The sequence below is a fragment of the Neorhizobium sp. T6_25 genome (genome assembly GCF_002968555.1).
GTDB lineage: Bacteria > Pseudomonadota > Alphaproteobacteria > Rhizobiales > Rhizobiaceae > Neorhizobium.
The window spans coordinates 116,135-139,617 of sequence record NZ_PVBL01000010.1; the positions used below are offsets into that span (position 1 = coordinate 116,135).

The 23,483-nt window shown below is 57.3% G+C and carries 23 protein-coding genes, 1 tRNA gene and 1 pseudogene; 10 read left to right on the top strand and 15 right to left on the bottom strand.

What is annotated here, in order from left to right; all coding sequences use genetic code 11:
- Window positions 1–2: 2 nt before the first annotated feature.
- From C5L10_RS15960 to obgE, 8 genes are all read right to left on the bottom strand, one after another.
- Window positions 3–1,337 carry a S41 family peptidase gene (locus C5L10_RS15960; protein ID WP_046636735.1) on the bottom strand — a complete coding sequence of 445 codons (1,335 nt, stop codon included), beginning with the start codon at window positions 1,335–1,337 and terminating at the stop codon, window positions 3–5.
- Entirely contained in the window at window positions 1,327–2,733 is a 1,407-nt protein-coding gene (locus C5L10_RS15965) for a murein hydrolase activator EnvC (protein ID WP_105430480.1), read from the bottom strand. Before C5L10_RS15965 ends, C5L10_RS15960 begins: the two co-directional genes overlap by 11 nt.
- Before the next feature lie 91 nt (window positions 2,734–2,824).
- Complete coding sequence (gene rlmH / locus C5L10_RS15970) at window positions 2,825–3,307, bottom strand: 23S rRNA (pseudouridine(1915)-N(3))-methyltransferase RlmH (RefSeq protein WP_105430481.1); 483 nt, start codon at window positions 3,305–3,307, stop codon at window positions 2,825–2,827.
- Between the two features lie 108 nt (window positions 3,308–3,415).
- Window positions 3,416–3,847: a ribosome silencing factor gene (gene rsfS / locus C5L10_RS15975; RefSeq protein WP_046636738.1), complete on the bottom strand. Its 432-nt coding sequence runs from the start codon at window positions 3,845–3,847 to the stop codon at window positions 3,416–3,418.
- A gap of 151 nt (window positions 3,848–3,998) precedes the next feature.
- Entirely contained in the window at window positions 3,999–4,595 is a 597-nt protein-coding gene (locus C5L10_RS15980; protein ID WP_284707036.1) for a nicotinate-nucleotide adenylyltransferase, read from the bottom strand.
- A 42-nt stretch (window positions 4,596–4,637) separates the two neighbouring features.
- Window positions 4,638–5,921, bottom strand: coding sequence for a glutamate-5-semialdehyde dehydrogenase (locus C5L10_RS15985; protein ID WP_105430482.1), 1,284 nt, complete (start codon window positions 5,919–5,921; stop codon window positions 4,638–4,640).
- Window positions 5,914–7,092: a glutamate 5-kinase gene (gene proB, locus C5L10_RS15990; protein ID WP_105430483.1), complete on the bottom strand. Its 1,179-nt coding sequence runs from the start codon at window positions 7,090–7,092 to the stop codon at window positions 5,914–5,916. The genes C5L10_RS15985 and proB overlap by 8 nt, the downstream gene beginning before the upstream one ends.
- Window positions 7,089–8,150, bottom strand: a complete 1,062-nt coding sequence (gene obgE, locus C5L10_RS15995; protein ID WP_105430484.1) for a GTPase ObgE — start codon at window positions 8,148–8,150, stop codon at window positions 7,089–7,091. The genes proB and obgE overlap by 4 nt, the downstream gene beginning before the upstream one ends.
- A gap of 114 nt (window positions 8,151–8,264) precedes the next feature.
- Between obgE and C5L10_RS16000 the strand changes: the two genes are divergently transcribed.
- Window positions 8,265–9,128: an endonuclease/exonuclease/phosphatase family protein gene (locus tag C5L10_RS16000; protein WP_105430485.1), complete on the top strand. Its 864-nt coding sequence runs from the start codon at window positions 8,265–8,267 to the stop codon at window positions 9,126–9,128.
- Between the two features lie 45 nt (window positions 9,129–9,173).
- Here the strand turns inward: C5L10_RS16000 and C5L10_RS16005 are convergent, their stop codons facing one another.
- From C5L10_RS16005 to rplU, 4 genes are all read right to left on the bottom strand, one after another.
- Window positions 9,174–9,761, bottom strand: coding sequence for a GNAT family N-acetyltransferase (locus C5L10_RS16005; RefSeq protein ID WP_105430486.1), 588 nt, complete (start codon window positions 9,759–9,761; stop codon window positions 9,174–9,176).
- Window positions 9,758–10,393 (bottom strand): GNAT family N-acetyltransferase, encoded by a 636-nt coding sequence (locus C5L10_RS16010; protein WP_046606681.1) that lies wholly within the window; start codon window positions 10,391–10,393, stop codon window positions 9,758–9,760. Before C5L10_RS16010 ends, C5L10_RS16005 begins: the two co-directional genes overlap by 4 nt.
- Window positions 10,394–10,523: 130 nt before the next feature.
- Window positions 10,524–10,793 carry a 50S ribosomal protein L27 gene (gene rpmA / locus C5L10_RS16015; protein ID WP_105430487.1) on the bottom strand — a complete coding sequence of 90 codons (270 nt, stop codon included), beginning with the start codon at window positions 10,791–10,793 and terminating at the stop codon, window positions 10,524–10,526.
- Between the two features lie 32 nt (window positions 10,794–10,825).
- Window positions 10,826–11,137, bottom strand: a complete 312-nt coding sequence (gene rplU, locus C5L10_RS16020) for a 50S ribosomal protein L21 (protein ID WP_007757413.1) — start codon at window positions 11,135–11,137, stop codon at window positions 10,826–10,828.
- Window positions 11,138–11,459: 322 nt separating this feature from the next.
- Between rplU and C5L10_RS16025 the strand changes: the two genes are divergently transcribed.
- The 4 genes from C5L10_RS16025 to C5L10_RS16040 all read left to right on the top strand — a co-directional run bounded on the left by C5L10_RS16025 (window position 11,460) and on the right by C5L10_RS16040 (window position 15,033).
- Window positions 11,460–11,549 (top strand) — tRNA-Ser (locus C5L10_RS16025).
- A gap of 243 nt (window positions 11,550–11,792) precedes the next feature.
- Window positions 11,793–13,226 (top strand): hypothetical protein, encoded by a 1,434-nt coding sequence (locus C5L10_RS16030; RefSeq protein WP_105430488.1) that lies wholly within the window; start codon window positions 11,793–11,795, stop codon window positions 13,224–13,226.
- A 30-nt stretch (window positions 13,227–13,256) separates the two neighbouring features.
- Entirely contained in the window at window positions 13,257–13,973 is a 717-nt protein-coding gene (locus C5L10_RS16035; protein ID WP_105430489.1) for an HNH endonuclease, read from the top strand.
- Between the two features lie 337 nt (window positions 13,974–14,310).
- Window positions 14,311–15,033, top strand: coding sequence for a DUF2971 domain-containing protein (locus tag C5L10_RS16040; protein ID WP_105430490.1), 723 nt, complete (start codon window positions 14,311–14,313; stop codon window positions 15,031–15,033).
- Window positions 15,034–15,451: 418 nt separating this feature from the next.
- On the opposite strand, the gene C5L10_RS16045 is transcribed toward C5L10_RS16040, so the two are convergent.
- Together C5L10_RS16045 and C5L10_RS16050 are read right to left on the bottom strand one after the other, a co-directional pair.
- Window positions 15,452–15,619: a hypothetical protein gene (locus tag C5L10_RS16045; RefSeq protein ID WP_245448016.1), complete on the bottom strand. Its 168-nt coding sequence runs from the start codon at window positions 15,617–15,619 to the stop codon at window positions 15,452–15,454.
- Window positions 15,620–15,940: 321 nt separating this feature from the next.
- Window positions 15,941–16,852 (bottom strand): ImmA/IrrE family metallo-endopeptidase, encoded by a 912-nt coding sequence (locus C5L10_RS16050; protein ID WP_105430492.1) that lies wholly within the window; start codon window positions 16,850–16,852, stop codon window positions 15,941–15,943.
- 339 nt (window positions 16,853–17,191) lie between these two features.
- Here C5L10_RS16050 and C5L10_RS16055 point away from each other — a divergent pair, with 339 nt between their 5' ends.
- From C5L10_RS16055 to C5L10_RS33700, 3 genes are all read left to right on the top strand, one after another.
- Complete coding sequence (locus C5L10_RS16055) at window positions 17,192–18,184, top strand: site-specific integrase (RefSeq protein WP_105430493.1); 993 nt, start codon at window positions 17,192–17,194, stop codon at window positions 18,182–18,184.
- A gap of 932 nt (window positions 18,185–19,116) precedes the next feature.
- Window positions 19,117–20,127 (top strand): hypothetical protein, encoded by a 1,011-nt coding sequence (locus C5L10_RS16060; RefSeq protein WP_105430494.1) that lies wholly within the window; start codon window positions 19,117–19,119, stop codon window positions 20,125–20,127.
- 173 nt (window positions 20,128–20,300) lie between these two features.
- A complete protein-coding gene (locus tag C5L10_RS33700; protein ID WP_172717054.1) occupies window positions 20,301–20,648 on the top strand; it encodes a hypothetical protein in 348 nt (115 codons plus the stop codon).
- Window positions 20,649–20,670: 22 nt separating this feature from the next.
- Here the strand turns inward: C5L10_RS33700 and C5L10_RS16070 are convergent, their stop codons facing one another.
- The gene (locus tag C5L10_RS16070) at window positions 20,671–20,913 is read right to left on the bottom strand and encodes a hypothetical protein (protein ID WP_105430496.1); all 243 of its coding nucleotides are present in this window, start codon (window positions 20,911–20,913) and stop codon (window positions 20,671–20,673) included.
- A gap of 194 nt (window positions 20,914–21,107) precedes the next feature.
- Between C5L10_RS16070 and C5L10_RS16075 the strand changes: the two are divergent.
- Both C5L10_RS16075 and C5L10_RS16080 read left to right on the top strand, forming a co-directional pair.
- Window positions 21,108–21,673: pseudogene (locus C5L10_RS16075) on the top strand (recombinase family protein).
- Window positions 21,674–21,892: 219 nt separating this feature from the next.
- Window positions 21,893–23,287, top strand: coding sequence for a hypothetical protein (locus C5L10_RS16080; protein WP_172717055.1), 1,395 nt, complete (start codon window positions 21,893–21,895; stop codon window positions 23,285–23,287).
- Window positions 23,288–23,483: the final 196 nt, after the last annotated feature.

Sequence of the window (23,483 nt, forward strand, 5' to 3'; positions counted from 1 at the left end):
CTTTACTTCTTGATCGTGGCTGCCGCCGCCTTATCCGGGCTTGGCGGGAAGGACGGATCCTTCTTGGCGCCGCGGAAGAGGTCGAGTGCATAGTTGAGCTGGATGTCGTCCTTGGCTTCCGGCGGCACGTAGGCTGCGGAACCGGAACCCTCGTCGGTCTCGGCTGCACCCTGGATGTGGCCGCGCAGGCTGGATTCGCCTTCAGCCCGGATCTTGCCCTGCAGTTCCGCTGGCAGCGGCTGATCGACCTTGATGTCGGGCTGGATGCCGGTGCCCTGGATCGACTTGCCCGACGGCGTGTAATAGAGCGCGGTGGTCAGACGCAGCGCGCCGGCATCGCCGAGCGGGATGATCGTCTGAACCGAACCCTTGCCGAAGGAACGCGTACCGAGAACCGTGGCACGGCGCAGATCCTGGAGCGCACCGGCGACGATTTCCGAAGCGGAAGCCGAGCCGCCGTTGACAAGCACGATGACCGGCTTGCCGTCGGTCAGATCGCCGGGGCCGGCGTTGAAGCGGCGGGTCTCGTCGGCATTGCGGCCGCGGGTCGAAACCACTTCGCCACGTTCCAGGAAGGCGTCGGAAACGTTGATCGCCTGATCGAGCAGACCGCCCGGGTTGAGGCGCAGATCGAGCACGTAGCCCTTCAGCTTGTCGGCCGGGACATCCGCCTTGATCTTCTTGATCGCCTTTTCGAGGTCGTCATAGGTTTTTTCGGTGAAGGAGATGACGCGGACATAACCGACATCGCCGCCTTCGACACGGGACTTCACGGCGCGGACCGCGATGATGTCGCGTACCACGGTGATGTCGAGCGGCTTGTCGGCGCCCTGACGGATGATCGTCAGCTTGATGGGGGTGTTGATGCCGCCGCGCATCTTTTCGACGGCTTCTTCGAGCTTCAGGCCGCGCACCGGCGCGCCATCGATCTCGGAGATGAAGTCGCCTGCCAGAATGCCGGCCTTGGAAGCGGGCGTATCGTCGATCGGCGCGATGACCTTGACGAGTTCGTTCTCCATCGTCACCTCGATGCCGAGGCCGCCGAACTCGCCACGCGTCTGCGTGCGCATGTCTTCGGCATCCTTGGCATTCATGAAGCTCGAATGGGGGTCGAGCGAGGTCAGCATGCCGTTGATGGCGTTCTCGACCAGCTTTTCCTCATCCGGCGGCGTCACATACTGGGCACGGACCCGTTCGAACACATCGCCGAAGATCGACAATTCCCGGTAGGTCGAAGGGCCGGCGGCCTGCGCCGGCACACCGGCCGAATAAATCACGCTCATCGCGGTCGCACCCAAGAGTGCACCGACGATGACAAGAGAAGCCCTACGAATCATTTCGTGCCCTTCCAGTTTCTTTCGAGGTCCACCACGGCTTGGAATCGACCGGTGTGCCATCTTTTCGGAATTCAATGTAAAGCGTTGGACGATCTGTTTCCAGCGCCAATGCGGTTGCGCTTGCCACTCTTTTCTCACCCATCACGGCAATGGGTTCACCTGCGAAAACGAACTTGCCCTGCCGGGCATTCACGACGTCCATGCCGGTCAGAACCAGATGGTATCCATCTCCGGCATTGAGGATGATCATCTGTCCGTAACTCCGGAAGGCTCCGGCGAAAACCACCAGGCCATCAGCCGGCGCCGTCACCACGGCACCCGCATTCGAAGCAACAGTCATGCCTCTCGCCGTGTGCCCTGTCCCGTCGGCGTCGCCGAACCACCGCAATACATCTCCGGCGACCGGAAGCTCCAGCTTCTGCTTGAGGCTCGAAAACGCGTATGCGGGCGCAATGCGGTTTTTGTCAGGCACGCCGCTTTGGGCAAGCTGCTTTGCCCTTTCGCGCTCGGCCTCCGACATCATCCGCTGGCGCTCTTCCTCGGCGCGTGCCTGGTCGATTGCCTCGCGCACCGAGGCGATCTCGCCTTCGAACGACTGGATGAGGTTCTCGAGCGTTGTGGCGCGGCCAGTGAGTTCCTCGGAGCGGCGGCGCTCGGCGTCGAGATCGGCCGTGTTGCGCTTGTTCAACTTTTCGTTTTCTGCAAGCAGCAGGGCCATGCGCCGGTCCTCTTCGAGGCTCGCGGCGATGGTGGTGGAAACGGTGGTCTTCTCGGTCATCGCCAAGGCCTGGAGAGAGGCCAGGGATTGAAGGTCGGCAACGAGCTTGTCCGCCTCGTGGCGCATGCCGGGAACGACGGCGCCGAGCAGGATTGCGCTGCGAACGGAGGCGAGCGCATCATCCGGCGTTACCAGAAGTGCCGGAGGAGGATTGCGGCCCATGCGCTGGAGGGCTGCGAGCACTTCGGCGAGTACCGCGCGGCGGCCGCGCAGGGAGGTGCGGATACCGTCCTCCTTGAGCTTCAGTTCGGTGATCTTCTTTCCGCTGTCGAGGATCTTGGTTTCCAGGCTCTTGCGGCGTGCTGCAGAATCAATCAGCGCCTGGCGGACATCGGCGGTGTTCTTCCTGATATCGGCGATGGTCTTTTCGATCGCGGCAGCCCTGTCGCCCGAAATCTTCATGCTCTTGGTCAGGACTTCGAGCTCGCCGCGGGTCTCGTTGCGTCGGCGCTGCAAGTCGGCAGTCGGATCGACTGGGGCGGGGGCTGCTTGGGGGGAAGCCGGCGCGTTCTGGGCGCGTGCGATATCGGATACATGAAGGGGCGGGACCAGCGCGAAACCGAGACCCGCCGCCAGAAGCAGCGCGCGCCGGTACGATGTGATCCTGATTGTCCGCATTCCCGCTCCGCTATTCGCCGGATCGAGAAAGCCTAAGCTGATTTGCCCGGCGAGGCCACAAACAACATCGTGTTTGAAGGTAAACGATCGTTTAAGCCCTGTGATAGGGATGGCCCGAAAGAATGGTGACGGCGCGGTAAAGCTGTTCGGCAATCAGAATGCGCACCAGCTGATGCGGCCAGGTCATCGAGCCGAGGTTGAGCACCATGTCGGCCCGTTCGCGCAAGTCCGGATCGAGCCCGTCGGCGCCGCCGATCGCCAGCATCAGATCGCGTTTGCCGCTGTCGCGATATCGGCCGATCGTGGCCGCAAAAGCCTCGCTGTCGAGTGCCTTGCCGCGTTCGTCGAGAAGAATGAGAACCGCGCCTTCGGGAAGCACCTTTTCGAGCGCGCCGGCTTCCTCGCGCTTGCGGGTATCGGCATTCGATGCACGGCTTTCCTGGATCTCGATCTGTTTCGACAATTCCAAACCCACCGCCGGGCCAGCCTTGGCGAAGCGGTCGAGATATCGGGACGCAAGTTCCTTCTCCGGTCCGGTCTTGAGCCGTCCCGCGGCGAAAAGGCTTATTCGCATGTCCTGATCCGTTGATTTTGGGGCCGAAAATTCCACCTTGCGGCGAGTTCGCACCCAGCCGCATGGTTTCGACCTCAGTCCGACCGGTTCAGGACATGCCCGAACCCGTCAGTGCAGCAGCGTGCCTTCCTGGATATCCGGCGTCGCCCACATCTTTTCGATGTTGTAGAACGCGCGGATTTCAGGCCGGAACACGTGGACGATGATGTCACCGGTGTCAATGAGCACCCAGTCACCGGTCTCCTGTCCTTCGACGCGGGCGGTTCCCAGCCCCTCGTCCTTCAGGTCGGAAATCAGGTGATCGCTGATGGCCATGACATGCCGGTTCGATCGTCCGGAGACAACGACCATGTAGTCCCCGAGCGCTGATTTTCCAGCAATGTTGATGGTGACAATCTCTTCAGCTTTGGAGTCCTCGAGACTTGCGAGGACCAGTTCGAGAGCGCGGGCGGCAGCATCGGCGCCACGTTCCAGGCTCTGCGGGAGAACGGAGGCCGTCCTGCCCTTGGCGTGTACTGTTGTCAGGGTTTGTCCTTTCATCCGGGTAACAGCAACAGGCACTTGAAGCGAATCCGATTCACGCTCGGCCGCTGTATTTAAGGTGGCATCGAATTCTTAATCTTTCAAGAGAGCGTCCGAAAAGGTGATAGAAAGATGTAGACCCTTTTCGTCGCAGCAGCATCGGCCGATGCTAGTCCGATTTCTGGTCGTTTGCGGCGCGGATCGCCGTGGAGCTCAGGGCCGAACGCGGGCCGTGGATGAAGGTCCAGGCCGGTGCGCGCCGCTTCCAGAGCGTGCCCGCGTCATCCTCGTCCACCCGGGCGTAATCGAAGGTGCGGGCCATTTTCGACGACAGGAACGACAAAGTCGCTCCGGGGCGGTCGATAACGGCGATCGGGAAGGTCGAGGCGATCGACTGCCACTTCTGCCACAAATGAAAGGTCTTCAGGCTGTCGGCGCCCATCACCCAGACAAAATGCACGAGCGGGTTCCTGGCCTTCACGAAGGAGAGCGTATCGGCGGTATAGGATCCGCCGAGCGTCTTCTCAAAGGCGGTGATCTTGATGCGCGGGTCGTCGATCAGCTTTTCGCTCATCGCCAGCCGGTCGCCGAGCAAGGCCAGCCCGGAGCGGCTTTTCAGCGGGTTGCCCGGCGTCACCATCCACCAGAGCTGGTCTAGGCCGAGCCGGCGAAGCGCGATCTCGGCGACCAGGAGGTGACCCTCATGCGGCGGATTGAACGAACCGCCGAACAGGCCGACGGCCATGCCTCGTTCGGCATGCGGCATGACCAGATATCGGCGATCGATGGTCTCTTCCGTCACGCGCGATCAGGGCCGGATCTGGCCGGTGCCGTGCACCCGGTATTTGAACGAGGTCAGCTGTTCGACGCCGACGGGGCCGCGCGCATGCATCTTGCCGGTCGAAATACCGATCTCGCCGCCCATGCCGAACTCTCCGCCATCGGCGAACTGGGTGGAGGCATTGTGCAGCAGGATCGCTGAGTCGAGTTCGTTGAAGAAACGGGAGACGACCTCAGGATCCTCGGCGATCACCGCCTCCGTATGGTTCGAGGAATAGGTGTTGATGTGGCGGATAGCGCCGGAAATGCCGTCGACGATCGCAACCGAGATGACCGCGTCGAGATATTCGGTGCGCCAGTCTTCGTCCGTCGCTGGCTTGAAGCCCGGAAACACCTTGAGAACGGTGGCCGAGGCGCGGATTTCGCAGCCGGCTTCCGTCAGCGCTTCCATGATCGGCATCAGATGTGTGCCGATCCCGGCGCTGTCGATCAGCAGGGTTTCGGCGGCGCCGCAAACGCCGGTGCGGCGCATCTTGGCGTTGACGACGATCTTCTTCGCCATCTCAAGGTCGGCGGAGGCATCCACGTAGATATGGCAGAGGCCTTCGAGATGGGCGAAAACCGGCACACGCGCCTCGTTCTGGACGCGGGCGACGAGGCTCTTGCCGCCGCGCGGCACGATGACGTCGATCGCGCCATCGAGGCCCGACAGCATGGCGCCGACGGCGGCCCGGTCGGTGGTCGGCACGATCTGGATCGCGTGTTCCGGAAGGCCCGCCGCCTTCAGGCCGGCGACGAGGCAATCATGGATCGCCTCGGAGGACCGGGCCGAATCGGAACCGCCGCGCAGGATCACGGCATTGCCGGCCTTGAGGCAGAGCGCGCCGGCATCGGCGGTGACGTTCGGTCGGCTTTCATAGATCACGCCGATGACGCCGAGCGGCGTGCGGACACGTTCGATATGGAGCCCGTTCGGGCGATCCCAGGCGGCGATGACTTCACCGACCGGATCCTTGAACTCGGCAATCTCGCGAAGCGCCTGCGCCATGCCGGAGATCGACTTTTCGGTGAGCGTCAGCCGATCGATGAACGACGGCAGAAAATCCTTGCCTTCGACCTGCTTCAGGTCCGCAACATTGGCGGCGAGGATCTTGTCTCTGTCGGCAAGGATCGCGTCCGCCATCGCCTGGAGCGCCTTGTTCTTCGCTTCGGTCGAGGCCGTTGCGAGCTCGCGGGCCGCAGCCTTCGCATTGCGGCCGATCTCGCCCATCACAGCGGCGACGTCGCCGGTCTTCGCTACCATATCAAGCATGGGCGGCATCCTCCTTGCGATCTTCTTTTTTTGCTTTGCGCTTGGCAGGCCCCGTCATCACCAGATCGTCGCGATGGACCATGGCGGCGCGGCCGGCATAACCGAGGATCGCCCCGATCTCGCCGGATTTGCGCCCGGTGATCTGGCGGGCCTCTTCGGCGTCGTAGCTCACAAGCCCCCGGGCGATCTCGCGACCGTCGACCCCGATGATCGCGACCGTGTCGCCGCGATGGAAATGGCCGTCGATGCGGCGCACGCCGGCGGGCAGCAGGCTCTTGCCGGTGCCGAGCGCAGTTTCGGCGCCTTCGTCGACGAAAAGTTCGCCGGCCGGCTGAAGCTGGCCCGCGATCCAGGTCTTTCGCGCAGTCACCGGGGTCCCGGAGGGGGCGAACCAGGAGGAGCGGGCGCCCTGTTCAATGGCGCGCAGCGGATGTTCCGTCTTGCCGGATGCGATGATCATGGCGCAGCCGGCGCCGGTGGCGATCTTGCCGGCGTCGATCTTGGTGCGCATGCCGCCGCGCGACAGTTCGGACGCAGCGCCGCCGGCCATGGCTTCGATCTCCGGCGTGATCGCGGGCACGAGTTCCAGGAATTTCGCGTCGGGGTCGAGATGCGGCGGGGCAGTATAGAGGCCGTCAATATCAGACAGGAGCACGAGCAGGTCGGCGCTGGTCATGGTGGCGACGCGGGCGGCGAGGCGATCGTTGTCGCCGTAGCGGATTTCGGTCGTGGCGACCGTATCGTTCTCGTTGATGATCGGCACGGCGCCGATCTTCAGAAGCTGGTTGATGGTGGCACGGGCGTTGAGGTAACGACGGCGCTCCTCCGTGTCGCCCAGCGTCAGCAGGATCTGGCCCGCCACGATGCCGTCGCGCGAAAGACTCTCCGACCAGGCGCGGGCAAGCGCGATCTGGCCGACGGCCGCCGCTGCCTGGCTCTCTTCGAGCTTCAGCGCGCCGGAGGGCAGGTCGAGCACGGTGCGGCCCATGGCGATCGCACCCGAAGAGACGACCAGAACGTCGATGCCCCTCGCCTTCAACGCGGCGATATCGGCGCAGATGGCGTCGAGCCATTGCGATTTCAGGCCCGTCTTGCGATCGACGAGCAGTGCCGAGCCGATCTTGATGACAATACGGCGATGGCCGGCGAGAGGCTTGCGGACTGCCGTCATTCGTCCTCATCCTCATCGAAATCCTGGATGGGGGTCGAGCGATCGGGCAGTGCGGTGTCGTTGACGCCGCTCGCCGCGACGATCACGTCGCGCAGGGCGCGCAGCACCTCGGTCATGCCCTTGCCGGTGACGGCGGAGATCAGGAATGGCGTCTGGCCGCAGGCCTTTTCCAGTTCCTTCGCCTTCTTCTTCAGTTCCTTGTCGTCGAGCACGTCGATCTGCGACAGCGCCACGATGACCGGCTTGTCGATCAGGCCGCCGCCATAGGCTTCAAGTTCATGCTTTACCGTCTTGTACGCCTTGCCGACCTTTTCCTCGACGGAGGAGACCAGATGCAGGAGCACGCGGGTGCGCTCGACATGGCCCAGGAACCGGTCCCCGATGCCGACGCCTTCATGGGCGCCTTCGATCAGGCCCGGAATATCGGCAAGCACGAATTCGCGGCCGTCGATGGTGGCGACGCCGAGATTGGGATGCAGCGTCGTGAACGGGTAGTTGGCGATCTTCGGACGCGCGCGGGTGACGCTGGCAAGGAATGTCGACTTGCCGGCATTCGGCATTCCGACGAGGCCGGCATCGGCGATCAGCTTCAGCCGCAGCCAGATGGTCTTTTCCTCGCCCTCAAGGCCGGGATTGGCCCAATTCGGCGCCTGGTTGGTCGCGCTCTTGAAATGGGTGTTGCCGAAGCCGCCATTGCCACCCTTGGCGAGCCGGAACCTCTGGCCTTCGCGGGTCAGATCGATGATCAGCGTCTCGTTGTCTTCCTCGAAAATCTGGGTGCCGACGGGCACTTTCAACGTCACTTCGCTGCCATTGGCGCCGGTGCGGTTGCGGCCCATGCCGTGGGTGCCTGTCTGGCCCTTGAAATGCTGCTGGAAGCGGAAATCGATCAGGGTGTTGAGGCCGTTGACGGCCTCCACCCAGACGTCGCCGCCGCGTCCGCCGTCACCGCCATCGGGTCCGCCGAACTCGACGAACTTTTCCCGCCGGAACGAGACCGCGCCCGCGCCGCCGTCGCCGGAGCGGATATAGACTTTTGCCTCGTCGAGAAATTTCATCTTGTCGCCGTCAGTCTTGTGTTAGTCGGGATGCCTGTCGCTTCAGGTAGGGCGCTCAGTGCATGTCGATAGGGGTTTCGATATCGTCGGTTGGGGCGGAGGTCAAAGAATATCATGAAGTTCGTCAGCTATAACATTCAATACGGGATCGGCATGGATGGTGTTTTCGATCCCGAACGCATCGCCGCGAGTATCGAGGGAGCGGATGTGATCGCGCTTCAGGAAGTGACCCGTGGTTTCCCCAGGAACGGCCATGTGGATCTTGTCGCCCGATTCTCGGATCTGTTTCCGGACCATTTTCATGTCTATGGCGCACCTTGCGACCTGCTGCTCGACGTTTCGGTCGAGAATGGCCGCCGCATCGAGCGCCGTTTCCAGTTCGGCAACATGATCCTGTCGCGCTGGCCGATCCTTTCCACCCGCCATCTTCTGCTGCCCCGCAGCCGCACCGTCGATATGCTGAACCTGCAGCGCGGCGCGCTGGAAGCGGTCATCGTCGCGCCCGGCGGGCCGCTTCGGGTCTATTCCGTCCATCTCGATCATGTTTCTCCCGATGAACGGCTCGGCCAGATCCGTTATCTCAAGGAGCGGGTAGTCAACTTCACCTCCGAGGGTGGTTCGCTCACCGGCGCCGCCGAAGAGGGTTTCCCCGATCTGCCGCTGCCGGAGGATTTCCTGCTGATGGGGGATTTCAACATGGAGCCGGAATCGACGGAATATATTGCCCTGGCCGGCCAGCGGGACCGTTATTACGGTCGCATCCTGCGCGCCAACGGACCCGTCGACGTGCTGGACCGCCTTGGATCGCTGACGCCGGAGACCTATACCTGGGCAAAGCCGCCGGGCGACGGGCCGATAAAGATGCATCTCGATCATTGCTTCGTGAATGCCGGGCTGGTGCCGCGGCTGAAAAACGCCTGGATCGACAATGAGGCGCCTGGTTCCGACCATTTCCCGGTCTGGGTCGAGGTCGAGTGATTGATCCGGCGGAGTTTCCTCCGCCGGACCTTTGTTACCTGAGCGTCACGGTCGGGCCGGCCGCCGGAAATCCTCGGGCAAGAGCATGGTCTCGATATGCGGGACCAGGCGGTTGCGGGACAGGCTGAAGAGCTGGTTCGCATCGACGATGGTGAAGCCGAGCTTCTTCTGGACGTTCAGCGAGGCCAGATTGTCCGCAAAGGCGCCGGAAAAGACCTGCGCTTCCGGCATCCGCCGGAAGAAACGTTCCAGCGTCGCGGCCACCGCTTCCGTCATGTAACCCCGATCCCAGTAAAGCCGGTTCAGCCAGTAGCCTAGACGCCATTGACCACGTCTCGGTTCCAGGCAGACGGCGCCGATATGGGTGTCGTCACCGGTGGTGATCGCCAGCGTCCAGTCCGGCAGGATGCCGGATGCATGCGGGACGAGCCAATCCAGCGCGTCCTGGCGGTCATAGGGCTGCGGCACCCGCGCCAGCATCCGGGCGACCTTGAAATCGCCGAGCGATTCGGCAATCGCCGTCGCATCGGTGATCTTGTGCGGGCGAAGAACCAGCCTTTCCGTGGTGATGATCGGGCAGGGGCCGGGCATCGTGACAGTCGAACTCGTCTTCTGGAGGACGGCGGCGTTCATCGCAGCTCTCCCCAGCTTCTCAAGGACATCCAGGTCTTGCGGTCGAGCCGGAACCACTCGACGGCGACCATGCCGCCAAGCGCCAGGCAATCGATCATGCCGGTGCCCTGGAACTGGAAACCGCATTTCTGGATTACCCGCCGGGAGGCGATGTTGGTCACCCGGCAGCGGGCATCGATATGGTCGATGTTGTTGCGGGTGCGGAAGGCCATGTCGATCAGGGCATGGGCGGCTTCCGTGGCATAACCCCTGTTCCAATGGGGTTCGCCTAGCCAATAGCCGAGTTCGAGCGTTCTTTCGTCCTGTTGCGGTTCGAGCGCGCAGCAACCGAGAAAGGCGCCGTTGTCTCCTCGCGTGATGGCGTAGACGCATTTGCCAATCTCGCCGGCCTTCGTGCGTCGCACGAAATCGGCTGCGTCTTTAGCCGTATAGGGATGCGGCATACGCGACACCATGGTCGCGATATTCGCATTGTTGGCGAGATGGGCAAGTGCGTCGATGTCTTCTTCGTGGGGCGTGCGCAGAACTAACCTCTGCGACAGTAAGACGGGGCAATCGCTTCTCGACCGGTCGGGTCTTAACCGATCCTCTGGCGGCCGGGATTGGCTCGCCCTTAGTAATTCGCCTTGCATGTTCAGTCCTCCTGTTGGGGGCAAAGAAAAAGGGAAGATGGTGGTGTCCCATCTTCCCTTTTTTCTGACTGAACCTTTGGGCGTTCAGCCGGGTCGATGTGACACCGGCTGCTTAAAACGCTTGCCGGCTTTATTCTGCTGCTTCGGCTTTCGGCATTACGGACACGAACACACGGCCATTGGCCTTGGTTCGGTAATTCACATTGCCTTCGGTAAGCGCAAAAATGGTGTGGTCCTTGCCGAGGCCGACATTGGCGCCCGGATGCCACTGCGTGCCGCGCTGACGTACGATAATGTTGCCCGGAATGACGGCTTCGCCGCCGAACTTCTTCACGCCAAGGCGCTTGGAATTCGAATCGCGACCGTTGCGCGACGAACCGCCAGCTTTTTTATGTGCCATTGGAGTTCTCCTTTACCCTTCGAAACCCGTTGTTAAGCCAAGATGTCCGTGATGCGGACGACCGTGTGATGCTGGCGATGGCCGCGAATCCGCTTGGAATTCTGACGGCGACGCTTCTTGAAGGAAAGAACCTTCTTGCCGCGATTATGCTCGACCACTTCGGCCTTGACCGTCGCACCCGCAACAAAGGGAGCGCCGAACTTGGCATCGGCACCAACGCCGACAACCAGGATTTCGTTGAATTCTACGACAGAACCAGCTTCGGCTTCCAGCTTTTCGATGGTGAGCACGTCGTTGGCTGCCACGCGGTACTGCTTACCGCCGGTCTTGATGACTGCGAACATTTTTTATCCTTTCATGTTCGTTCCGGCTCTGCCTTACTAAAAGGCGGCCGTCTTTTTATCAGTCGGGCTCTAGCAGGGTTTCGAAAGAGACGATCTTCTGGAACTTGCTGCCGGTGGAATTCGCGTGGCTGTTCCAACAACCTCCACACAAACAAAGAGGCATGGATACTTTTCCACGCCTGATCGCGAGCGGACATACGCGAGCAACAAAAAACTGTCAAGACGAAAGGATGTAAAGACTTGATATTCGCCCCCTTGCCAGCCCCATGTTTGCCCGCTATGAGAACGCCCGCGCTGACCAACGCGTCATCACGTCTTAAGCGGAGAGGTGGCTGAGTGGTCGAAAGCACCGCACTCGAAATGCGGCGTGCCTGCGAGGGCACCGTGGGTTCGAATCCCACCCTCTCCGCCATTGTGGTCCCTTGCGGTGCAAGGGTTTCTAGCGATCAGCTAATTTCTCTCAATCATCTATGCAGGGCCTAACTTGGCGAGAGCCACGCTCTCGGCACAGCCTACGTCAACTATGTCCAACAATGAACCGACCGCAGCGCAGCGGCGGCGAATGAATTCCAAAGGTTGTGGACAGACGAAGCGTTGCAATCTTTAGGCCTTGCCATTTCTCAAGCCACCAGGAGGATTGGCTTAGGGGGAAATTATGGCTCGCTTCAGCAAAGTATTCAAGATCTCTGGGAATCAGTCTACATTAGATTTTGTGGATATAGATCTAAATAAAGACACCCGTCTCTACCTCGATCCGTATGCTATCCAGATCCGTGACGATGAATGGTCCGCCAGGTGTGGCGATCATATTCGGTCGTTCTTTGTTGAGGTGCTGGGAGCGCTAAGGGATGAAAACGATCATCGTGTGATCCACTTGCTTAGTCAGCTTCACGAGCCCAATGAGACATATTTGGGGGAGTCCAGGGGGAAGCCTAGCGGACGTGGGTGGGGTAACGACAAAGCAGCGTTGCTGGCTCAGGCTCTTCGCAACAGCCGGGCCTTCAATACGGGCTTGATTAGCGACATTTCTGAAGCGGAGATGTTCATCCGCGGCGTCGGCCCGGACATGATCTCTGATCTGACCACAAACGTGCTACGCGGACTCCTGGCTGACTATACAGCTCAGCAATGCGAGCTACATGGCGTGCCCCTTCGCCCCGCAAATGCACTTGGACCAGTCTGGAGCCCACAAAGGCAAGATTGGGAAGCTCGGGAACTTATGCTCCCGCGGCACGCACAACGACCCATACTCCTGGTTCCAAAGTTTTCCGTGCGCTTTCGGTTAAGTCTCGATAGCCAAGAATTCTACAATAAGCACATGATCGAGTATCTTAGGTCCGAATACCTCCAGGCTGGAGGAGCGCTAGTTGAGACACTCAAGAACAAGAAGAAAGTCGTTTATAAATACAAGGTCGAGGAAAAGCATCCGCTAGTCAAAGATGACCTTGCTGCTTTTGCTGCTCAGCACCCAGACGTTCTTGAGCTATACAAGTCATTGAAGGGGGCTGCGGGGCCGCTTGCATCGGAAGACATCGATAAGTTTTTCAATGAGCGTGAATATGCATTGCTGCTCGCCAATGCTCTGGCGGGAATCCCCGGTGGAAACCAGGATGCGGGCAACTACCATAGTCACTCGCTCGCCGTCTGCACATTCTTGTTCTATCCACACCTCATCACCCCGGTAAAAGAGGCGGAGCTGCACGAGGGCCGTAAGCGTCTCGATATAAGGTTCTCTAACTCTGCCGAGACAGGGTTCTTCCACAAGATGATCGTCGGCAACCAAACGCGTGCTATGAGCATCCCGGTTGAATGTAAGAACTATCAGAAAAAGATCGCAAACCCAGAGTTGGATCAGCTTGCTGGCCGTTTCGGTCATCAACGTGGTTTCTTCGGTATGTTGCTTTGCCGATCGATGGATGACAGAGCAGCGATCATCAAGCGTTGCCGTGACACCGCGAACGACCAGCGGGGATATATGCTAGTTCTCGAAGATGCCGATCTCGTTACCATGCTCCATTTCGTGGCTGATGGAAAAAGAGGCGAGATCGACAAACTTCTTGATGCACGGTTCGCTGAGATCACCAACTGAAAAAGCTGGATTACCAACCAGGGTTTGTCTATGGCAGTCACGCAAGGGCATGGAAATCCCCATTGGACTCGGGACGAGACGCTTCTCGCATTGGACTTGTATTTCGCCCTCAAAGGGCAAATCCCATCACCCAAGGCCTCTGAGATCCTGGATCTGTCGACGCTGCTGCGATCCTTGCCTTATCATGCAGAGGCAGCCAAGCAGCCGACCTTTCGCAATCCGGATGGGGTAGGTTTCAAACTCATGAACCTGCGGCAGGTGGCCACCGGTAAGGGGCTTGGGAATGTGTCCAGTATGGACCGCCAGATATGGGCTGAATTCGGGCAGCGACCGGACGAGGTTCACCGGATTGCCGCTGCGATAAAGTCCGGGATCACGATCGTCGGGTCTGAGAAATTGCCTGATGTGGAGCAAGAACTTCCCGAGGGTCGTCTCCTCACTGCTCTCCATATTCGGCGAGAGCGAAATCCTAAGGTGCGCAAGATGCTACTGGACGATCGTCGCCTCGCGGGTTTCCGTTGTGAGATTTGCAATTTGACCCGGCCCGATCTGGAGGAGCCTCTCCAGGAAGCGATGTTTGAGGCGCATCACCTGGTGCCGCTTGCTGAGGCCGGCGAGCGCAAGACGAAGTTGGCTGACTTGGCTTTGCTGTGTGCCTGCTGTCATCGTCTTGTTCATCGGGCCATGGTGTCGAAGCTGAGATGGGTAGGGCTTGCCGAGGCTCGAGCCATCATCGTGCCGAAATAGTTCTTTGCACCTCTTCGGGCGTCTTGGAGATCAGCATCTGTCCGAGGTCGCTCAGCGGGAGCTCAAAATCGCTGGCAAATGGAAGAGCTCGGGCCCTGTTCCGACCAAGCCGGTATAGCCCAACCTTTGAACCTTAGGCTGTAAGGTTTTCCCGCGTTCTGACGATTCTCATTGTTCTCGTATACTGACGCCGGAATTCGACGGAGCCACACTCTAGTCTCAATGCGGGCTAGCAAAAGTTTGAATTGCGGTTCCGCGACCCTCGACAAGCTACATCGCTGTGCTACTCATACTACTTCTGATTTTATCGTAGTCCGAAGATCGGTAAGCGTGGCCCATGGCTTATAGAAACTACATTAATCTGAGCGACATAGAAAAAGACAAGCCGATCTATAGGATCTTTCCTATCGCTCGGTTTATTCAATTGTTGACAACTAAAAGGTTAACACTTGTAAAGCCTAAAAAATGGGACGATCCTTTCGAAAACCTCTTGCTTTCATCAAGATTTGCGATTGGTGGAGAAATCGCTGAGATGTCTGTAAGGGATTCAGTTTACGGTCAATGCTGGACCTGGCACCGCGAAACGGACGCTATGTGGAGAATTTACTCTCCCAACAAAGACGGCGTTAGGTTAAGATCAACACCTCGAAAGCTTCTCACTGCTTTGAAGAAAGAGTGCGGGGAACACTCTGATGTCAAGTGCTTCATCGGTGCCGTTGAATACATAGCAAAAAGAAAAATGGAAAGAACATTTAAAAGTATTGATATTTTCAGAACGGATGGATCCGGAATTGCTGAGTCGCTGCTGTATAAGAGAACCGAGTTTTCGCATGAGAAAGAAGTTCGCATAATCTACTCCGGCGAGGATGGAAAATGCACAAGCGACATATTTGAGTTCTCTCTCGATATTTCGGATACGTTTGACAGAATTCTTTTCGATCCGCGGATGAGCGAGGATTTGAGGAAGTCGTATACTGAGGCAGTCAAAGCTCTTGGATTTAATTCAGAGATAAAGCGCTCCACGCTTTATGATCCACCCAAACAACTGACATTCAGATAGAGTTACGACTTCATTGCGCCGTTCCGCTCTATCGCTGGATGCCGAAAAATTGCAGGTTGTTCCATTGTTGCAAATCGAGTGCGGTGAATTCGCTGCCTAAGCATGATAAAACGCGATCTCGACTTTGCAGGTTGGCGAATAGTCCAGCGCTGTCCTACGTATCTGCAAGAACTCTTGCCTTGGCCTCAAAGACCTTGGGCCGCCGCTCAGGTAAACGGCGGCCCAACGCGATATTATTTCTTCTTCATCGTCTCGACAGTATGCGTGCGGGGCTTAGCTTTGGCCGTAGAGACCTTAGTAAAGCGTCCGGTGACCGCGCTGCGGCCGATTTTCGTCGACTTAGCCATTCTGAATTCACCTCCTTCCCTTGACTATCCGTTGTTTTCCAAGTGAGACGGAACGATCCCCGTCTCTCTGGCTAAGTTGACGGAAAGTCTGGAGGAAGCTGTTTGGCAGGCGGGATATCAGGAAACATCCGTCCCTTCATCACATCGGCAATGCGGCCGAAGTTCAATCCTGCATAGTAACCCGAGATCCAGGAATACGGGATCTTTTTGATGCGGGCCAACTTGATGACCGGAACCATGTCCGGAGTTACCCTACGGTCGTGCATATCCTTTCCTTTCCAGAAAGGCTGTGACCGAATAACGGTTGACGAGATTCTAGAAATGAATCATGGTCGAGTTGCTAAGATGTCCGTTACGCGGTCATTGTTATGATCCGAAACCATTTTCGGATCAGTGTTGAACCGAGGCGCATGCGCCGAGGCTCCGCCGCCCTTGTGGCGACTGCCGAAATAACCGGGTGATCAGACCCCGTTAGATCAGGAAGCGGTTTTTACATGGGAACTGACGTTTTCGGAGGACTGCTGAACCGGTCTTTCGGTTATCAGTTCTCCGAAATCACCTCATTTGATTTTTCCTTCTTTCACGTATTTTGACCACATTACGCGAGCAGCGGCAGGGTTCATTTTGCACCCCTCGGCCGCAGCGTCAGAATTAGCAAACAGGTGGACGTGGCGCGACGATAGCATCAACGTTCCAGCGAACTCATCTGCTTGCCATTCGCTGTCGGTGTAAATCTTGTCCGTATCCTCTCGTGATCTCGCAAACTTAACATCGCGATGCATAAGGAAATGTGCAAACTCATGGCACGCGGTAAATCGATCACGCCGGTTGCCTCTACATGCGCCCTCATAGACATCTTCACGAAAGATTATTGAATTTGAGCCGGCTAAAACCCGACCCTCGTCGTCGCCCATCACCGCCGCCGTTTCGACGTCGATGAAGAAGTCCGGGAGAATCTTGTTCAGCTTGAATTCCAGGACCTCCATGATTGGAAACTCGACCCGGTCGTCAGAGACGAAAACTTCCCGAATCTTCTCCGCAAATCTTCGAAGCTTGTCGGTGGACATGGGGGGCACCACGATCCCGCGACGTTTTCTAAAGAATGGCAATTCCTCGTCGATCGACTTCAAGACGATTTTCTTCAAGGCCTCCATGAGATCATTAGGAACGTCGTCAAGTTTGCGAGCAAATGCCGCGACTAGCTCGCGTTGCTCTCCGCGCAAATTGTCGACCCTGACTTCTTTCCGAGTCTTCTCGGCAGCGCCACGTAGCCGGCGGATCTCCTCGGCCGACAAATTCATCGCCTGTGAGATCTTGTGAAGATAGCCGTCCGGGATCTGTTTGCGCCCAGTCTCAATTGCGGAAACAAATGCCGTGCTCTGGTCGAGCTTCGCAGCAAGGTCCAAGAGGCGCATGTCTTTATCCAAGCGTAGCTTTCGAAGCTCGACGCCGAATGGCGTAAGTTTTGCCATGGCGAATCTCCTTACAATCGTTCTTCCAAGGCAGAAGAAACCATCCGCGAATAAAAATCAACCAAAAAGGAAGAAAATCGTCTGCGTGCGGTTGAGATGGTAGGAGTGATCGAAAACCAATAAGTCGCGGGCTGAGAAGTTGGAGCCACCTCTTCCATTCCCGGCGCAAGCTCTCGCTTGTCCCGTCTTGCCAAGCTCGTAAAAGGGTGCCTCGCGGCTTATCGAGCTGAGGGCTGTATCAGTTGGCTATCCGGTCTTTGTAGCTGGCGGGCCGGAATTATCCTTGGCCCCCTCAACGGGGCATCCTACGCATCATCTCGATCACAAACGGAGATTGAGATGGCAACGATCAGAAAACTCAGAGGACGCTGGCAAGCACAGGTGCGTCGTCGTGGAATGAAGCCGCGAGCGAAGAGCTTTGATAGCAAGGCTGACGCTGAAAAATGGGCGCGTGAGCTGGAGAGCCAGGTCGACCGTTTCGGTGCCGCGCCTGATACAAAGATCCTTGAGAGCACAACGCTCGGTCAGCTCTTGGAGCGGTATCAACGTGAGATCACGCCTACAAAACGCGGCGCTGTTCAGGAGGATCAGCGGATCGACGTGCTTCGTCGCCATGATCTCTCACACCGAACGTTGATAGGCCTCAGCCAGCAAGACATCGCATCGTTTCGCGACGAGCGGCTTCAATCGGTAGCTCCCTCTACGACTGTTCGAGAGATGGCGATATTGAGCCATGTTCTCGAGGTCGCTACCCGCGATTGGGGAATGCCGCTGGCGAAGAACGTCGTTAAGCTGGTTCGTCGTCCGGTCATACGGAATGAACGCAGCCGACGCCTGACAGGTGACGAGGAGCAACGGCTTCTCGATGGTTGTGCTGGCGGGAAAATCTCATTTTTCCGGACATTGCTTATCGTCGCCATCGAGACCGGGATGCGTCGCGGTGAAATCCTGGGGCTGCGTTGGAGTGACATCTCGCACAATCGCCGGGTGATCTCGCTCTCGCAGACTAAGAATGGCACTAGCCGTGATGTGCCCATGTCTCAACGAACATTTGACGCGCTGACAGAATGGCGGGCTCAAGCGGATGTTGATCAGCTTCTCGTTTTCCCGATGAACGCAGGATCCCTCGAGCAAGTCTGGCGCCGCCTTCTGATACGTGTCGATATCAAGGGACTGCGCTTCCACGATCTGCGACACGAAGGCGTGAGCCGCTTGTTCGAGCGAGGGCTGAACGTGATCGAGGTCAGTAGCATTTCCGGTCACAAGGAGCTGCGGATGCTGAAGCGCTATACGCATTTGAGCGCTGACGACCTAGTGTCACGCCTCGGCTAATTTGCCTATCGCTAGCCACCCGACCTTTACATTTTCGAGCTTGAAGACGTGTTATGTAAAGGTCGAAGCAGCAGACCTTTACATAACGCCAATTCTTGGTTGCAAGGCGACCTTGTCATAAATCCCGAAATCATTGCGGAAATGACCCGGACCTTTACCGAATGTTTACATAATCTTTACAAAAGCAACCGAAATCGGCGTTTTTGTCCGTGATGTAAAGGTCCCCTAACTCGCCTCGGTTGTGTCGAGCTTATTTCTTGGCGCACTGAGAATCATTTCAGCCGATAGCTTAAATGATAGGTTTTCCATACCTCCAAGGTTCGCTTCGGCACCTACCGGGACACCTTGATTGCCAGCGCCGAAAACATTTCCGCGCATGCCTGGGCCTCGTGCTGGAAGATTGATCGATGGCACAGCGCCTGGTCCGTTTGCGCCAACGATCTTAGCTCTGCTCGACCGCACTGTATTCAGATCTCCCTCGCCCGTGCAACAAACGGACGGTGAGCGGAAGCGCGCTGTCTTTCTCTCCACATCAATTCGGTGCCGACTAGCCTCCCGTGCCTAGACGAAGTGGTGACTGTTGCCGGGCTACTCCCGCATGCAGCCGCACATCGAAGTCCTAGAAATAAGCAAGCTGCTCGATGGGGATGCTTTCCGTGGTGGCGACGAACCGACCGACCTATCCTCCTCAGCCAAAACCGACATAGGAGCTCGCTGGCAGGCGCCGAAGACAATGCCTCGTAATCCGTCGTTTCGAGCGACGGATTGCGCCATGGCGAATCCTCGAGTCAACGCATGGGATATGGCTTGAGAAATTTCTTCTGCGATTTGTGCGGCCCGACGCCGATCTCGCTATAACCGCAAATAGGCAAGCGCTCGCCAACATTCAACAACCAATTGCCGGACGACAACCGTCGCCCGAAGGAGAACCTATGCTTATGGACCAGGCAAAGCTTGCTAAGCGCATTGAAGATGTCGTGCGGATGAGGACGATCCTGCATCCCAAGGACTGGCAGGACGAGAGCCAGCTTATGATGACGCGGTGGTTCGACTACCGCTTCATGTCGCCTATCGAGGCAACTATGGCCTTCGCCCGCTATTATATTGCAGGACTTCGTAGCTACGTGCGGAGGCATGTCGACCGGGAGCTTTCTGAAACGGTGTCCGGCATCAGGAGCGGCGTGCCCACTGCGCGCGTTGCTTGGTTCACCGCCTTGTGGCGGGCACGGGCGCGCACTGACGCGATTTTTGTCCCTTACGATCTGCTGATCGACTTCAGCTTTGATTTTTCTTCTCGTCGGAAGCGCTACTGGACGATGCTTCCGCATCAGTTACATGCGTCGCCTAAGAATGGCGAAGCATGGTGGGCGGTCTTTGACGACGCCGTCGAGGATCTGCTTCCGCGTCGCATGCGCACCGTGGCCGACATGCCGCATTACCGGATTGAGAATGATCTCGGTCTCCCGGCTCAGAGGCATTTCCGTGATCTGATCTTGTCGGAGATGCGGCATCAATATCGTATGCTGAATGAGCAGATTGCAGATTGGGTTTTCGTCAAGCGCCATCTGACGTTGGAACAGGTGCTTTCTTTGGCGCCGGTGGACGCAGACCGCTCTGAAATTGAGCGTCGGGCGCGGGCTGAAGCAGAAGACCGTGCTTGGGAAGTTCGGCCGGTCATCAAGCTCGACAAGGCGGATTTGCTCCCCAGCTGCTTTGCTGTTGCTGAAACCATCAATGAGACCCGCGCTCCCTGCGACACCTGCGCACTGGTAGATCATTGCAAGACGGCGGCTGCCGAAGCGATCGAGATCACTATTCGCACGACCGGGTCGGGCTCACCCGTATTGAGTGCTGACCGCGCGCGCAAGCGGTTAAATACTCAGAAGTGCCGCAGTAAGACGAAGCCTCTCCCGGCCGGGTCATCAGTCTCTGAAAGTGACTGAATAACCGGAAGTGTAACCGCTCTCTATATGAACTTCTCTTTAGAGAATAGAATTAACATAGAGAGCGATTACGACGAAACTCTTCCAGATCAGAGATTTTCTGGAGGACATATTAGAGAACTGGATTTGTTCCGGTTCCTCGTTTCTAATCATACGCAGCCAAGAGAACTAAAATGGAAATTATTGATACGCGCCGGTTCTTCCGCAACCGCTTTGAATACTATGTAGCCACGAAGGACGGCTCTGGCGCCGGCGTGCGCGATGAAGCCGAAATCTCACTCCAGCGGCTCTGCGAAGTTCTTGAATGTGATCCGGAACCCTTCCCGTGCCGTTACGATGCTGAAATGCGGAAGCTCTGCGGCCATGAATACCTCACTTGGTTCCGTCATGAGCGTAGCTACGGCGACGTTGCCCTCTTGGTGAATAGAAAGTTGGCGGGAGAAGATGGTCGCATGCCGCCTGTAGGAGCGCGATGGGTGCATGCCTTGCTGAGGGAGTCTTGCGATAAGCCTGCTCGGTGAGAGTAAAAGAAGCTGGAGCGGCCTAACCAAGCCAGGGTCGCTCCGGATCCTCTGGGTTGGCAGCGAAATCCTTCTCTCCTTGTGACCCTGGTCGTCGCTGTTGTTCTGCCGGCGACAACGCTGCAATGACAATCAGAGATACCAAACTGAAGAAAAATCCGAGGGCGAACCAGCCGAGAGGATCGCGGTTCTTGTTGGCAGCTAAGATCGCGCACGCGCCACCGAAGATGAGTCCCGTCGCAAAGATGATCAACGTAAGGTCCATGGTTTTCAGGTCCGTCAACAGCGACCGAGAGCGAAAGGGAACCTTTGTCCGATAGAGGTCAGCTGTAACTGCTGATCCGGACGCATCCTATGGTTTCAAGGGCTTCCGAAGAAGCGCCATTTAATGACCGACAGAGCGAAATCCTTCCTTTATGTCAATTGCTTAGCAGCCATCGGAGCGTAAGGATATTGGAGATGAAGCTGGTCGGTTATGCCCGTGTATCAACAGTCGAGCAGAACCTCGATATGCAGATCGCCGCGTTGAAGGCGGCTGGCTGCACGGAGACATTCACCGATCACGGATTGTCCGGTGCCGACTTCCAGCGTCCTGGCCTTCTCAAGGCTCTCAGGCAAATCAAGCGGGTGACATGCTCGTCGTTTGGCGACTCGACCGGCTTGGACGATCCCTTGTCGACCTAATTCAAACGGTGAACGGGCTATCGAAGCGGGGCTGTGATTTCCGATCGCTGACCGAGAGCATCGATACGTCGTCCTCGGGCGGAAGGTTGGTCTTTCACATGATGGCCGCGATGGCCGAGTTCGAACGAGCGATGATCAGCGAGCGCACCAAGGCGGGGATGGAAGCTGCCAGAGCGCGAGGATCTCGCATTGGACGCCGCCGTTCGATGACGCCGGAACAGACCGAAGCTGCAAAGCACGCTGTCGAGATCGACCTAGAGCCGATCTCTAAGGTCGCTGCGAGATATCAGGTTCATCCGAAAACGCTGGCTCGGGTTCTACGCAGCGCCCGCATCGAGTAGCATGTCGAAATCGATAAGAGAGACTCTCGGATGCGCTTGCCACGTCGAACGCTGCGAAGTAGCGACTCGTCTGAGTCGATACACTTAGCATGTCTTGCAACCAAAATTTTTAACTATCTCGTTATATGACCTGTAGTTGCCTCCCGCAACAGCGTTGGCAGGAAATGTCGTCGTAAGACTCAAGCGCCGTTTAAGCGTTCAGGTTAGAGACTAAGCTAGATGTTCGATATTGCCGTCCATTATTTGAACCCTTCTCAGAGCCGAGCAAATACACTTAGAAAGACAATCGGCGCAGCAGAGGAAATCTCAGAGGCCGTTCGAGAGATAAGTCTCCGTCCTGGGGAGCGTCTTCTAGGATTCTTATGCCTTCGCAATCGGGATGTCATCTCACATGTCTGCTGGGGTCGCCGAGGACATAAGGCGGCCACGCAGCTCCGGCGGTTGAATTTAGATAGTCCAAAAGAAATTTCGCCGATCAACGTATCAGAACTTCGGTCTAGAGAGGGATGGAGCGAATTCATCCGCTTCTTCGACGGGCGAGATGTCTTTCACTCCGCTGACGATTCCCGCGAATTTATCGCAAAGATGCGAGCGGAGTCTCAGGATGTAGATTTGTTCATCAAAGCGGCGGAGACCGATTACGGCCTCATCGACGAGCTCAGCCAAGATGAGATTCAAATTGTCCGTCAAGAGCACGACGCCGTCGAAATGGCACTGCGTATAGCCAACATGACGCCTAGAAAGTCGTATCGGTGGTCACCTAGCCAACAAGGCAAAACAGCCATTACTTCGTTCTTTACAGGTTTAGAACCTGCCTCACATATGGAGGACGACGTCGTCCGTTGGGACGTCGCAAGAATACCGGGATATGACTTACTTCGTGAAACTGTCTTCGGGCACTACGTGCTGGAAGACGGCGGGACAATCTTGCACACGTTCCATGCAAACAAGAATGCCTTGGAGCATACTCTGGGGGTCGACCTTATATATTTTAATGAGCAGCATGAGAGTTTTGTTCTCGTGCAATACAAGATGGCTGAGCCTCAAGGCAACACCCACGTATTTCGCTTCCCGGACAAACAGCTCGAAAAAGAAATCGATCGCATGGACCGAACAATGGAGGTCCTTGCTAACGAGGTAGCTGCAGCCACGAACCAAAGCGCAGCCTTTGATTTCAGACTTACCGCCAGTCCCTTTTTTCTAAAGATTTGCCCGCGTGATGCTTTCGAACCGGACGAAAACGAGCAAGTTAAAGGAATGATTATCCCCATAGATATGTGGAAGGCCGTCACAGCTGATACAACGAATAAGTTTCTAGGACCAGCCGGAGGTGGAATACTTAGCTTTGATAATTGCCCCCGATATTTTGATAATACGCAGTTCATCTCCATCATGCAAAGTGGGTGGGTTGGAACCTCTTCTGTTGCGCGAAGCTTTCTGGAGCAAGTAATTACCGAAATCATCAACAGCGGAAAATCTCTTGTCCTCGCAGCAAAGTTGCGATCTCGGAAAGAGGAAACTCCGGCACCTGTGCGAACAAAGAAGAAGGCGCGGAAAGGTGTAAACAAGAGAAAGGCAAAGACCGTGGAACGTAAGGCTAAGAGGGGAGCGTAGAGATACTCAGGAAACTAAATGGTGCTGCTTCCCACTTGGCGCCCGCTCATCTCTAAAGCAGCGGTCGAGGCTTCGGCCGTAATTCCTGTCGTGGTCAGATTTGGCATCGCTTCCGTTGGCCCAGATCCTTCGCCGCTCGCTGTGAGCGAGACTATAGACCGGCGCACGAAGGCCACTTTGAGGCAAACGGTTGAAT